A 14,776-nucleotide genomic window follows, 5' to 3' on the forward strand; every position below is an offset into this window, starting at 1 on the left:
GATTTTCCCTGCTCTTTGGCCACCCCCTTTACCTGTATGGCAGGCTCGCGGTATAACGTCTGCACGAAAGCTCTGTATCCCCCATACAAATGCTCTATCGCTAACCATAGTTAAAAGTGCGTTTATCACTAAATACGTTATAGCGGCATGTGCTATAGCAAGCACCAAAAGCATAGGGGGGATATAAGCAATCACCATGTAAGAATAAAAAAAGAGGCAGTTTGATGAGTGTGATGTACGGAATAAAAAATTGCGATACCGTGAAAAAAGCCCGCCGCTGGCTCGATGATCACCACATTGCCTATCGTTTTCACGACTACCGTGCTGATGGTCTTGATGCTGCTCTGCTCAACACATTTGTAGAGCAGCTGGGCTGGGAAGCGCTGCTCAATACCCGCGGTACAACATGGCGAACACTGCCTGAAAGTGATAAAGCTGATATCACCGCAGAAAAAGCCTGCGCGCTGATGCTACAACACCCAGTGATGATCAAACGCCCGCTGCTGGTCTATCAACACCCAACCAACAGCCAACCGCAATACCTGCTCGGCTTCAAAGATACGCTATATCAAGCCGCATTTGCAGGCTAATGCCCGCCAATTATTGGCTGGTAGCGATGATAAAAACGATAAAAAATGCAGGCTAAAAACCGGTCTGCATTCCTACATTTTACAGGGAGAGTACCCGTACCATGACAACCGTTGTTGATTTAGCCAGTGAATTGATTCGCCGCCGTTCGGTCAGCCCTGATGATGCCGGCTGCCAAAGCCTGTTAGCCGACCGTTTAGCCGCTGCCGGTTTTACCCTAGAGTGGATGCCCAATGGCGATACCCTCAATCTGTGGGCCAGACGCGGAACAGCGCGCCCCTGTTTCACCTTTGCCGGACACACCGATGTTGTACCGAGCGGTGATATAACCCAGTGGCACACTGACCCTTTCACGCCAACCGTTCAGGAAGGCATGCTATACGGGCGCGGGGCGGCAGACATGAAAGGCTCACTGGCCGCAATGGTGATTGCCGCCGAGCGTTTTGTGCAAACAAACCCCGATCATCAAGGTTCGTTAGCATTTTTGCTAACCTCAGATGAAGAAGCCAGCGCTATTAACGGCACAGTTAAAGTTGTCGAAACCCTCATGGCGCGTAATGAAATGATTGATTATTGTCTGGTCGGCGAGCCATCAAGCACCACGCAGGTGGGCGATGTGGTGAAAAATGGCCGCCGTGGTTCAATGACCGGCAACCTGTATCTAAAAGGCATACAAGGGCATGTTGCCTACCCACATCTGGCCGATAATCCGGTGCATAAATCGCTGACTTTTTTGAATGACTTGGTCAACATTGAGTGGGATCAGGGTAATGCGTTTTTCCCGCCAACCAGTTTGCAAATTGCCAACGTGCAGGCAGGAACGGGCAGCAATAATGTGATCCCAGGTGAGCTATATGTGCAATTTAATCTGCGCTTTAGCACCGAAGTGACCACCGCTCAGGTTCAGCAACGCGTTGCCAATCTGCTGGCACAGTACGACTTACCCCACACCCTGACATGGAATATCTCTGGCCAGCCGTTTTTAACGGCACAAGGGCAATTGGTGGATGCAGTGACTGCCGCCATCCAGCGCTCAGCTGGAATAACCCCACAACTGTTAACGACCGGCGGTACATCAGACGGGCGCTTTATTGCCCAAATGGGCAGCCAGATTGTTGAACTTGGCCCAGTCAACGCCACTATCCACAAAATTAATGAGTGTGTACGGATTGCCGATCTGGAACAATTAACTGATATGTATCAGCACACACTGGAGAATTTACTGTTGTGATCACCCCGTTTGACCCGCTCTGCTTAACCGGAAAGAGCCGCCGGCATTTACAACCGCTGGATAATCACCATGCCCTGCAACCGCAGGCCTGTAATGCATTTATTGCGCTGCAACAGGCCGCCAAACAGCATGGCTTTAACCTGCAAGCCGCCAGCAGTTTTCGTGATTTTGCCCGCCAGCAGGCCATCTGGAATGCAAAATTTTCGGGTCAACGGCGGGTACACGATGATCAGGGGCAGACACTGAATGTGCTGACGCTTGATGAGCTGGCACGCTGCCATGCCATTTTACGCTGGTCAGCGTTGCCGGGGGCAAGCCGACACCACTGGGGAACCGAGATTGATATTTATGATCCTGACCGTTTACCGGTTGGGCAGCATTTGCAGCTCGAGCCGTGGGAGTATCAGGAAGGCGGCTATTTCAGTGATCTCACCCTCTGGCTGCACGATACCCTACCACAGTTTGATTTTGCCCTGCCCTTTACCCGTGATCAGGGGGGCGTTGCGATAGAGCCATGGCATATCAGCTATCTTCCGCTGTCTGAAAAACTGGCCCAACAGCTGACTCCGCAGCGTTTGATCAGCGCGTGGGAGCAAGAGGATATTGCCGGAAAAACAACCCTGCTCACGCATCTTGATACGCTGTTTGAGCGCTACATTCGTTGAGTTGTGCTCTCACAAAAACAATCACGCCAGTACAAGGAGCTAAGTGATGGCGCTACTTGCAGAGATTTTTTCCCATAAATGGCTCATTATCATTACTGTGATTGCCGTTATTGGTGGGAATTTAGCGCTGTTAAAAGCCACTGCTAACATGAAAATGCCGAAAGGAAGATCGTATCCGCCGCCGCAAACTGGGTATGACGATGATGAAAGTGATGGCGAGAATGACGATTGGGGTCAGGTTAACAAAAATAAGGCATCCGAGACGAGCGATACTTCTCTGATAAAAAATGCAACTGCTACGCAACAAACTAAAACAGACAGGAAAGAAGATCACAATCGTAACAATGGCCCGCAATAACTTCAGCAGTACGTCACGTTTCTGTAGGAATCCCCCTTTTAACCGCTATGAAACGGGCTATTCTTAAAGTACTTATTACAACAGGGAGGACATGAATGACTTACCACGATGAGTATGAAAAAGCAGTCGCTGAGTACTCAGAAAATCAGTCAGCAATGCCTCTTGCTCCTGATGAAAATCCCGTTACTGAGTCTACAATGTAGCGGTTTTATCTTTCCAGCGCACTGTCTCCTCCTTATTTCCTGCAGTGCGCTGACTTTTCTCTTTTGCCTAACGTGCGGCGCTACATCGTTGTCGGTATGACGGCATTAACCCCAGCTCACTCCGCCAGCCTGTTTACTCTACCAGAAAGTCTCGTCAAGAAAGTCTCGTCAAGAAAGTCTCGTCAAAACAGCATCGTCCAGACAGCCTCATGTTGTTGTATTTGCGTTACCGTAATTATCCGATACAAACAGGTATCAGCTCACCGGACTCCAGCACCGTAGCCACCTCATGCCGACATGCCTGTAACCACACTTTGTGGCTGACTGTTTTTTTGACACATGGCGATGATAATTGGCCGTTTAACGGATATTCCGGCAGAAAAACCCCAGAGCGCAAATGCGGCAGCGCGGCAGCAGAAATATTGAGTAATCGACACAGTGAAGGCCAACTAGTTTCTAGCGCTCGGTGCGCATAGGCAAACCCTTCCAGTTCACGCTGGTCAGCCGATAACCACTGCCAGCTTGGTTGTGCGCTGAGTGCCGAGGGAAGATGCGCATTGGCGGGAAAATCCATCCAATCACTGGCCGCAATCAAGGGCCAGCGACGTGCTAAATCAGCCTGTGCTTGCTGGCACAACTGATCGCCTTGTGCAGAACAGGCTTTCAGCGCCATGGCCGCATAACAGCCACTGCTGGCCTCTTTTTGTGTACCAATACGAGCCAGAACAAAGCCGCAGTGCTGCCAAAACAGCCAAAGTTCCGGCGTAAAACCAAAGCTAACCGAAACAAAATCCAGCCCCGATACCGCGGCATTTCCAACAACCTGAGCCACCAGCTTGGCGGCCAGCCCCTGCCGGCGGTAATCGGGTGCAACGGCGATCCGGCTGATCCGTACCGAGTGCAACTGGCAGGCTTGCGGTAAGTCTGCGTGCGCAGCCAGTGACTGCACCAGCAGATTCCCACGCGGACGGCGTTCCCCCCGCCAGATAGCCTGTGCCAGCTCTGCGCTTAGCCCACCTTCATTAATTAGCCAAACACCACCGAGCAGTGCAGATTCAGAACCTGTTTGGTTTTCCGCCAATAGATAGTGGTTATCCGGCGCATCAAATAACCGCCGTAAATCCAGCGGTGTGGTACGGTAATGGGCACTGGTCAGCAAAGCATAAAAACGCTTCAGGCGTTCAGGTTGTAGTTTAAAATCAGCAGTTATACAGCGGTTATACTCAATCAAATCAGGTAATACCGCAGGCTTGCCAGAAGGTTCAGTGGCCGCAACGCTTATCTCATGTTCAGCGCCGAGCAACAGCAGATCGGCAACGGTCTGCTCCAGCGGATCACCTACCGCCCAACGCATCGGTTGCTGGAGTGTCAGCGCCTGCCACTGATAACCTTGCTGGGCGAGCCCTGCACAAAATTTAAGCTCAAAACCGCGTCCTGTTCCCTCATACCCTTGCACTGTCGTTAAAAGAAGTATTCGTGGGAAAAAAGGCAGCAATGCCTGCAACAGCGGCGCAGGAATTGCTGCTGCTTCATCAACCAGCAGCCAGTCAGTTTGTGCAAAAATCTGCGAACGGCCCTGCTGCTGACAATAGATCAGTAAAGCATCGGGGGCATAAAATTCGGCATGCCCTGCTGCATATAAAAACAGTGTATCAACCGAGGCGCGTTTAGGGGCTGTCACCCACACCTTACCGTTACCTGACCAGTTGGCCGCCAGCATCCCCGCCACTGCAGATTTTCCGCGCCCGCGCGCAGCCGTTAAACTCAATACCCCTGATGTTGTCGCCAATAAACACTGCAAAACCTGCTGTTGTTCAGTGGTCGGCAAGCCATCTGGCGGCTGCCATTGCGCCGATGATTCGCTACACTCGGGTGCTAGCGTACTACTTTGCAGCCTAGCGGTTAGCCACGAAATGGGGGGAGGCGATATCTCGATAGATTGTATATCAGCAGTTTGTATCGCAGTAAATTGCGCCGCACTAAACAACACATTGGCTGTATCCTGCTCATGCTCTTCACACCAACAAAACACTGACGACTGAGCAAAAAGACGTTGGCTGTGTGCAACAAAGTGTGGCGTTGTAATTGGTGAAGTTTGCTCTGACCAACGTAAGCTATCGCTATCAGGCGCTACGGCCCACTCAGCCCAGCGGGGCAGCAGTAAGACCAACCAGCTTCCTGCGGTTAATGTTCCGGCCACAATAGCCAATGCCTGCAGATCAAATCCGGCACGGGCATCAAATACCGTATGTTGAAACTCCTGTCCGAGCAGAGTCTGTGCCGATCGAAACGCCACCTGATCTGGCATGTTCAGCCAATCCCCCGGCAAGTGTTGTTGCATCAACTGGCTTTGCCTATCAACCCAATGTGCTGAACCGCTAATAACCAGTAAACGGCGGTGCCCGGCCATATGCAACCGTGCCGTTTCCTCCACACACTGCTGTAACCATTGCGGGAAATCCGTATCGGGCATATTAGAAACAACACAGTTTGGTATGACAGAACAGGGAGTAGAATTGGCTGGCGTAACCATGTGGGCAAAACTCGGTAATTAATTTATAGAAAAGACTCACGCAGGCATTGCATGCCTGTACATGTGTTGATTATGCAGAGCTGATGGGAAAACTGCACCCGAAACAGAAAAAAGAAAAGCACGGGCAAAAATTATCTGCCCGTGATTTGGATTATGCTAGCTAAAAGTGGTGTATAACGTATCGGCTAACCATTAAGTTAACCGTTGAACTGGCCAATTGGTTTGTAAATTAGCCACTCTCACTTTTAATGGTTATGCCCGCTGGCGTGTTTCACGCTTATCGGGCAACCCCTTTTCCCGCAATACACGAATACTGACCTGATGCGTTTTCGTATCATTATGCAACTGCACTCCCTCGTGCGGGCTGGCAACGCCATCAATAGTGATTCCCGCATCGGTATCTACCTGCGATACCGTGATCAGATACAACGTATCCTGATATTGGTAACGAAGACTGTAGCTTTCCCACTCTTCTGGCAGGCACGGTTCAATCAGCAAACGTGTTCCACTGCGACGAATACCCAGTAGTGACTCGCTCATCAGGCGATACATCCAACCAGCGGAACCGGTATACCATGTCCAGCCGCCCCGCCCCGTATGTGGTTCAACCGCATAAATATCCGCAGCGGCAACATATGGCTCAACCTTATATTGTGCTACCTGTGCCAGTGTTTTGCCGTGGTTAATCGGGTTTAGCATACGGGTCAGCTCCCAAGCCCGCTCTTTATCCCCTAACTTGGCAAAAGCCATGGTTGCCCACACCGCCGAATGGGTATATTGGCCACCATTTTCACGCACTCCGGGCACATAGCCTTTGATATAGCCGGGGTTTAGCGCGGCCTGATCAAACGGCGGGTCAAGTAGCTGAATAATATTTTGCGGCCGTCTGACTAAGTGAGTATTCAGTGAGTGCATCGCCAAGCGGCTACGCTCAAGTGCAGCGGACTCTGATAATACCGACCAGCTTTGTGCGATAGAATCAATACGGCACTCAATATTACTCGCTGAACCGAGCGGTGTGCCGTCATCAAAATAGGCGCGACGATACCACTGACCATCCCAGCCCGATGCTTCCAAATTTACCTGTAACTGCTGGGCCTGATCTAAACAGAGCGCAGCCATATGCAGATCATCGGTTCGCTCTGCCAGATCAGCAAAGCGCTGCAGTACATCGTACAGGAAAAAGCCCAGCCACACGCTTTCACCTTTGCCTTCGATTCCGACCTGATCCATACCGTCATTCCAGTCTCCAGACCCCATTAACGGTAAACCGTGCACCCCAAAGCGCAGGCCGTGCATCACCGCGCGAACGGCATGCTGATAGAGGCTTTCACTCAGCTCACTGATCTGCGGAGCATCGTAATATGACTCTTCCCCCTCTCTGAGGCTGCGCCCTTGCAGGTAATGAATCGGCTCGTGCAAAATACTGATATCACTGGTGCTGGCCACATAATGGCACAAAACATACGGTAGCCAGAGGTAGTCATCAGAGCAGCGGGTGCGCACCCCTTGCCCCATCGGCGGATGCCACCAGTGTTGTACATCTCCCTCTGCAAATTGGCGAGATGCCGCTAGCAGTAAATGCTGGCGTAACAGTTGCGGGGCGGCATGAACCAGTGCCATGCAATCTTGTAGCTGATCACGAAAACCAAATGCTCCGCCCGACTGATAATAACCACTTCGCGCCTCAAAGCGGCAGGTCAGTGTCTGATACAGTAACCAGCCATTGAGCAGCAGATCAAGCTCTGGCTCAGGGGTTGTCACTTGCAGTGCGCCAAGTGTGGTGTGCCAGAAATCCTGTACGGTGGCAAATTCCTGATCAGCGTGTGCCGCCAGCGTCATCGTATTGTCAGCACCTATCCCGCGTAAATGCTGTAAGAGTGTGACCGCCTGCTCCGGTGAATCTTCAGCGCCCAGCATAAATACCACTTCGCGCTCTTCACCCGCCAGTAACATCAGGCTCACCTGCAAAGCAGCACAAGGGTCAACTGCACCGGTTTTCCCCGCGGTGCTACCAGCAGTATTGCCGATAGGGTTGTTCGCCCCTTGAGTCACAAATGCAGTATTGAGTGATGCCGCATTCAAGCCAGCCGGCTGACTTTCACGGCCCAACGAGCCTAAAAATGCACGTCTGTCAGTACAGAGTGTTCGTTCAGGCAAATTGACATCAAAGAAGACAGTGCGGGTATCCCCCGATTGGTTATAGCTGTTTCGTGCCAGCACCGCACGGGTTTGTGGTTCAACTGAAGTCACCACATGTGCGGCAGTTTTATTTTTCAGATCACCTAAAATCCACTCAACGAATCCGGTGATACTCAAACGCCGGCGTTCCGTTGAACGGTTAATCAGTTTCAGCCGGAAGAACTTTACCGGCCGTTCGCGCGCGACAAAAATACGCAGTTCAGAGGTAATTCCGCGTTCAGTATGCTCAAACAAGCTGTAACCAAAGCCGTGTCGGGTACGATACTCGCCCGTACCAGGGCATGGCAGCGCCGTTGGCGACCAAACTTGCCCGCTTTCCTGATCGCGAATATAAAAAGCTTCACCGCTGCTATCACTCACGGGATCATTATTCCACGGCGTTAAACGGTATTCATGCGCATTCTGATACCACGTATAGGCCTGCCCGCTTTCGCTGATCACTGAACCAAAACGCGGGTTAGCCAGAATATTTGACCAAGGAACCGGTGTTTTCCGCTCTTGATCCAAGAGCATCACATACTCTCGCCCGTCGGAACTAAACCCACCCAACCCATTAAAAAAGCGCAGATCATGCTGAGGATAGTGGCAAGCCGGTTCAGACTCCGCACCCGCAGTTTTTGGCAAACTTGTCGGCAAATCTGCCGGAAGATCTGCAGGTATATCCAACTGGCGGGGAAAAGATCGGGCAACACTGAGCTGATCGGGCAGTGATCCGAACTGATCGTCAATAATCAGCGCGGCAACCGACTGCAATAAACGCCGGTCATCTGCCGGCATCGCCTGACTTGCACGTAAAAATACCCCCGCAGGTTGATCAATACAGCTTGCCGCCGGGCCGGAAGTGAGCATGCTGCCTAAGTGTGTTTGCAGCTCTTGCCGATAACCAGCTACCTCTTCGTTCAGTATCACCAGATCAAACGCAAAGCCTTTCAGACGCAGATAAGCATGCGCTTGTACCAGCTGTTGCATTAGGCGAACACCGTCTGCTTGGTGGATAAAGAGCAATACGATAGGGTAATCGCCTGAAATGGCATACGGCCATAAGCCCGACTGCCCCAAGCGATTCTCAGACAATATATCGGCAGCAGCACGTAACCGAGCATCAGGGAATAGAATCAGGCCAGCTAAGCGGTTAAACAGCAGAGTTTCAGTTTCAACCGTGTTGATTTGATGCAGAAAAACCTGACTGTGTGTCCACGCCAAATGGGTAATTCGATCGGCTAAATGCCGATCATGGTATTTTTCAGCCAACTGCAAACACTGCTCACGCTCAGGAGCAATGCCCAGTAGCAGATCAACCGTGACCTCGGCATTGGGTTCTAGCACAATTTTCCGGCGAATAGCCACCACCGGATCAAGTACTGCGCCCTGTGAGTTACTCAACACCTGCCCTGCCTGCATCGCCAGCGGATTTGCCGCAGTGCGGCCTCGGCCAATAAATTTTGCCCGATCAGTTTCATAACTCACACCGTCAAGCACCGAATCATGCACGTTCAACTGGTGAAACAGCCACGGGTTTTGCTCTTTTGCGGTACGCGCCCGACGATGACAAAGCAGCGTTTGCAGCCCGCCAACAATCTCGGTTTGCATAAACAGATTACTAAATGCAGGGTGTAACTGATCAGTAATCAGCGGAGCAAGCACTACTTCTGTATAGCTGGTTAGCTCAATTTCTTTACGATGATAGCTCAGATTCGTCAGGGTAATCCGGCGTAATTCAACATCATCTTCCGGTGAGACTACTACTTCGGTGTGCACTTTCAACTGTGGCAACGCTTGTTGATACTCAACCTTTGACTCTGAAAATACCGCCTGATAGTCGTTATCAAACAGTTCCGTTGTCACCCCAAGCGGCTGACAGCTGATACTATTGTAACTGCCTGTATCCAGATCACGGATATAGCAAAATAACCCATATTTCTCGGTGGTCGGGTCAGCACGCCAGCGGGTCAGCGCCAGATTTTGCCAACGGCTATAACCGGCACCGCTCTGGCTCAACATCACATGGTAGCGTGAGTTTGAAAGCAACTGAATTTCAGGCGAACTCAAATCTTGCGCATAGAACCGTCTCTGCACATCACCACTGTGCTGAATATCATGGATGACAGGCTCAAACTGTTGACGCTGTACATAGAGATTAATGGCTTTCGGCATTTTCTCTTGCAGCAGCAAATGCGCCGCTCTGAACAACGGTTCTGCATTAAAACGCTGGGGCATTTTTTGGCCCAGTAATTGATGAGCCAGCGCCAAAAAGCCCATTCCTTGATGGTGCGCCATGTAGGAGCGAATCAGCACATGTGGCTCACCACGGTTTAATCGGCTCGGTGTGAAATCCAACGCTTCATAAAAACCAAAAGCACCACGAGCGCCTATCGCTTGCAGCGCCTGAAGGTTCTGACAGGCCGCATCAGGTTCAAGCATTAATGCCATCATAGTGGCGTATGGGGCAATAACCCGATCTTCGGTCAAACCGCGTTTTAGCCCCAAACCGGGTACACCAAATGCGCGATACTGATAGTTAAACTGCCCGTCAACTTGGTTATAACCCGACTCAGAAATCCCCCACGGGATCATCATCTGTTTACCATAACTGATCTGCTGCAATACAGCATTGCGGCAGGTTTGGGTGATCATCGTATCGTGGTAAGAGGGCATCACCAGCTGCGGCATCAGGTACTCAAACATCGAGCCGCTCCATGAAGCCAATACCGCCCGGCCCTCAACCACCGAGAGCAACCGCCCCAAATTAAACCAGCTTTTTACCGGGATCTGGTGCAGAGCCACCGCCAGAAAATGCCCTAACCGCGCCTCTGACTGTAAAAGATCATAATGCCCCTGATCAAAATGCCGAGAGTCAAGGTTATACCCCACCCGTAACAGCTGTTGGGCTGGGTCAAACAAAAACTCAAAATCCATCTGGGCAAAATCAAATAGCCGTGCCGCAAGCTGGGTAATCTGCTCATTTTGTTGCTGCAGTTGTTCCTGACTCAGCGCCAGTTCTTGCTGTATATCCTCAACCTGCTGAACTAAAGCCAGTGACCAACGGCGAGCAATACTGCCGCTGTAGGTATCCTGAATATAGAGATTAAGTGCGAAAGCCTGTTGGTGAATAGCGCCAAACCAGACATGCGCAGAATCACTGTCGGTAATGATATGAATAAGATCATCAGACAGCGCAGCTCTCAGTGCAGTAATCTGCTGCACACACACCGGTGAGGCTCTGTCAGCCAACGCACTGCACAGCAAATTCAGTGCATCTATCATTCCCTGCATAGCCTGTTGGAAACGGGCAATATCAGGGGGGGTATACAATGAGTTTTGTTGTGCGGGTTCATGTTGTAACGGTACACGCAAAGCCAGTAATCCACGCCGAAGAACCAATAAATGTCCGGCTAGATTTCCGCTGTCTACCGTTGAGATATAGCGCGGATACAGCGGTCTGAGCGTTTGTGTATCGTACCAGTTGTAGAAATGACCACGATAACGCCCAAGCTGATCGAGCGTATTCAGAGTTAATGTGCAACGTTGTAACAAGTTGTGGCGGGTAATATAGCCAAAATCAAATGCAGTTAAGTTAGCTAATAACGATAAACCAATATTGGTCGGTGAGGTGCGGTGTGCCACCACCGGCTCAGGTACTTCCTGAAAGTTGTCTGGTGGCAGATAGTTCTCATCTGCATTGACAACAGTTTCAAAAAAAACCCATGTTTCACGGCTTAACTGACGTAAATATGTCTGTTGTGAAGCATCAAACTGCGTATTTTTGCGGGCCACCGGCTGGCTGATATACGCCAGTAATGCGGGCGCAGCAAACCAGCTAGCGCCCAGCAAGAGGGCAATCAGCATATTGTGCGGAGCAAGCCACAATACAGCCGCAGGGATCAACAGCGCGCACAGCACCGAGAACCACATCCGGCGATAGAAAACACTAGCCTCGGTTTTTGCGTTTTGCTGCGCAACCTCAGCGGTTGTCCACTCTAATAATCCAGCATGGCTAATCAACATGCGCCAAATTGCCGTGATCATCGCTTTGGTTTGGTAATACGCGTCAAAAGGTAATAACAGCAGCTCAATACTGCGCTGACGCAGGCGGGAAAACATCTGTTTCACACTCAAACGCCAGTACTGATACAGCGAAATCTCTGCCGGCATCACCGCCACATCAAGCAACAAAGCCAACAGCGGAGAACCGGCGAGCAACACGGCCAGTAAAACGGCAACTACAACCGGTGAACACAACAACAAGCTGCTGATCAGTAAGGTTAATGTTGCTGCTGGCACCATGCTGCGACGCAGATTATCAAACAGCTTCCACTGCGACAGAGCCGATAACGTATTATGCTCATACTGCCCTTGTGTGTTGCGCAGTTTACGACGTAACCACGGAAGTAACTGCCAATCTCCCCGGATCCAGCGGCTACGACGGGCCACATCAACCAGATAGTTTTCAACCGGCGGTTCATACAGCGTAATGTCACTGATCAAGCCGGATCGGGCATAACAACCTTCCAGCAGATCATGGCTCAACACCTGATTATCCGGCCAGCGATCAGACAATACGCGCTCAAATACCGCCAGATCGTAAATCCCCTTGCCGATAAAAGAGCCTTCACCAAACAAATCCTGATACACATCCGAAACGGTACGGGTATAAGGATCAAGCCCCGACTCCGCACCGCAAATTTGGGTATACCGGTTTGGCCCCTGCTCGGGGATCACTTCTGCAATACGTGGCTGTAGAATCGCATAGCCGGTGATCACTCGCTGACAAATAGGGTCGTATACCGCCTGATTAAGCGGGTGAGCCAGAGTACCAATCAACTGACGCGCCGCATCCGGTGGTAATTGGGTGTCCAGATCAAGGGTTATCACATAGCGCACATTACTCAATACCGCACGTCGGCCGGTTACACTGTCAAACGCATCAGCATCACGCCCCAGCAAAAACGCATTCAGCGCGGCCAGTTTTCCGCGCTTACGCTCATAGCCCATCCAACACTGCTCGCCTTCATTCCAGCGTCTGTCACGGTGTAGCAGGAAAAAAATACTGCTGCGCGAATCACTGTTAATTCGCTGATTTAAATTCAGAATATGCTGTTTGGCATGAGCCAGTAAATCACCATCTTCCGGCATAATCTGCTGTGAGGCATCGGTAAAATCGGTTAACAGAGCAAAATGCAGATAAGCATCAGGGTTAGCCAGATACCGTACCTCAAGCGCGGCAACTGCCTCATCAATTTGTGTTCGGCTGCGCAATAGCATCGGCACCGCAACTAAAGATCGGCACTCAGGCGGCAGCCCTTGTGAATAATCTACTTTAGGAAGATGTGCCGGATGCACCTGACGTGTCAGCACTTCATTAATCAGTGATAACGCCAGCTGACTGAACGCGATAAGGCCACTAACACCCAACACCGCCTGCAACAACCAATGAACGGGGCTACTGACATATGCCATTAGCCAGACAGGAATCATCGCCCCAACAATCACAGCAGAAACATAGACATGCAGCGCATACTTTTTTACTGCCTGCCGTAATGTTGCCCGAATACCGCGCCGGACACTGAACATCGCCTCAACCGCTGCCAAACCATCACCAATAAGGTAATAGCCGACATGGGTGCGCCTGTCATCTGCGGCATAGCGCGAAGCTGCCTGCTGAGCCTGTTCCAACACCTTACGAGCAACAACCGGCTCACTGTATTTATTGCGGCTACTGCGAGCTAAACGCTCAATAACATGCCGGTAAGTATCACGGGTCGTAAAATCCATCTGCGCATACACACCACAAGGGTCTGTACGCAAAATTTGTTCGGTCACACTCATTGTTTCAACGAACTCAGGCCAGTTCATCTCATCTAAATGGCGTAAGCTACTGATACTATTACTGACCGATAACTGGCGAGTGGCCTGTAACTGGGCTTGTGTCTGCACGGCTGACTCAATGGTTTTGCCCTGCTCTTGCAGGCGCAGCGTTAACCAATCGGTGGCCAGCGTTAACGCCGCCCCTTTTCCCTGCAAACGGCGGGTAAATTCAGCAATAAAACCACACGTTAAGGGAAGCTGCGCCGCAGCCATCTCTGCTACTGCCTGTAACTGCTGATCTGAAGAGGCTTGTGCTACGCTCAGTAAGCGCTCTGCCCAGATAATGGCCAGTGATATCTGTTGTACATCGTCTATCTGACACAGTGCAATGCGGCGTAAGTTTTCAATCAGGGCAAGGCGCAGCATAATGGGCAGCGCCCACAACTCCCCCAAGCTCAGATCAGACAACGTCTGGTAAGCACTGATAAAACCACTAAAACTGTCGGCATCCCAGTGGCCATCACCATGTGCAATGGCTTCCAGCGCAATATCATATACCCGCGGAATACCCTGCTGGTTTGCGTTACTTAAACGCGGTAAACCACGCCCATATTTTTTCGGCAAACTCTGGCGGATCAAATGAATCTGCTCTTCAACCAAATAATAGTTATCGAGCAACCACTCTCCGGCGGGGGGTAATTGTTGGGTTTGAGTTGAAGCCTGTAGGAGCTGACAGCAGCGTACCAGAGCCCGCTCGTTATCTTCCAAACGCTTTAATAGGCGATCAGGGTATGTTCGTTTTGCTAACTTATGCGATCGGGCTAGCACCTTTCCATGGCGCACCATCTGCTCGGCACTGAACAATTCAGCCCGTAAAGGGGCATCTTCTTGCAAGCCAGCCGCCTCTGGGTGCTGCCAATTTGGCCAGCGATTTACCCATCTGTGTATCACTGAAAAAAGATTCTCACTCACGATAAAGTCCTGTTATCAGTGCGAGTTAATCTAAACCCCGCGGCCGTAAGAAATGACAGCAATATGCATCAACGCCCATACAATGAACGCCCTGTTTTATAACTATAGGCTACAAATGCTTAATACGTCGGCACGCAGAGAATTAATACTTTGGTGGGATAAACAGCAGAAAAAACAGCACAACCATTCAATAAGAACTGAATAATCAATATGATAAAA

The 14,776-nt window shown here is 50.8% G+C and carries 6 protein-coding genes; 4 read left to right on the forward strand and 2 right to left on the reverse strand.

Going from position 1 to position 14,776, the window contains the following annotated elements:
• Positions 1–224 precede the first annotated feature (224 nt).
• The 4 genes from AC1HDJ_RS12540 to AC1HDJ_RS12555 all read left to right on the forward strand — a co-directional run bounded on the left by AC1HDJ_RS12540 (position 225) and on the right by AC1HDJ_RS12555 (position 2,842).
• On the forward strand, positions 225–590 hold the full coding sequence (locus AC1HDJ_RS12540) for an ArsC family reductase (RefSeq protein WP_479536073.1): 366 nt from the start codon (positions 225–227) through the stop codon (positions 588–590).
• Positions 591–691: 101 nt separating this feature from the next.
• Positions 692–1,819 (forward strand): succinyl-diaminopimelate desuccinylase, encoded by a 1,128-nt coding sequence (dapE, locus tag AC1HDJ_RS12545; RefSeq protein ID WP_479536074.1) that lies wholly within the window; start codon positions 692–694, stop codon positions 1,817–1,819.
• Positions 1,816–2,484 (forward strand): M15 family metallopeptidase, encoded by a 669-nt coding sequence (locus tag AC1HDJ_RS12550; protein ID WP_479536075.1) that lies wholly within the window; start codon positions 1,816–1,818, stop codon positions 2,482–2,484. Before dapE ends, AC1HDJ_RS12550 begins: the two co-directional genes overlap by 4 nt.
• A 46-nt stretch (positions 2,485–2,530) precedes the next feature.
• On the forward strand, positions 2,531–2,842 hold the full coding sequence (locus tag AC1HDJ_RS12555; RefSeq protein ID WP_479536076.1) for a DUF2897 family protein: 312 nt from the start codon (positions 2,531–2,533) through the stop codon (positions 2,840–2,842).
• Positions 2,843–3,280: 438 nt separating this feature from the next.
• Here the strand turns inward: AC1HDJ_RS12555 and AC1HDJ_RS12560 are convergent, their stop codons facing one another.
• Together AC1HDJ_RS12560 and AC1HDJ_RS12565 are read right to left on the reverse strand one after the other, a co-directional pair.
• On the reverse strand, positions 3,281–5,518 hold the full coding sequence (locus AC1HDJ_RS12560) for a tRNA(Met) cytidine acetyltransferase TmcA (protein ID WP_479536077.1): 2,238 nt from the start codon (positions 5,516–5,518) through the stop codon (positions 3,281–3,283).
• 312 nt (positions 5,519–5,830) lie between these two features.
• Positions 5,831–14,557, reverse strand: a complete 8,727-nt coding sequence (locus tag AC1HDJ_RS12565; RefSeq protein WP_479536078.1) for a glycoside hydrolase family 94 protein — start codon at positions 14,555–14,557, stop codon at positions 5,831–5,833.
• Positions 14,558–14,776: the final 219 nt, after the last annotated feature.

It is taken from the genome of Plesiomonas sp. ISS29, from assembly GCF_056522795.1.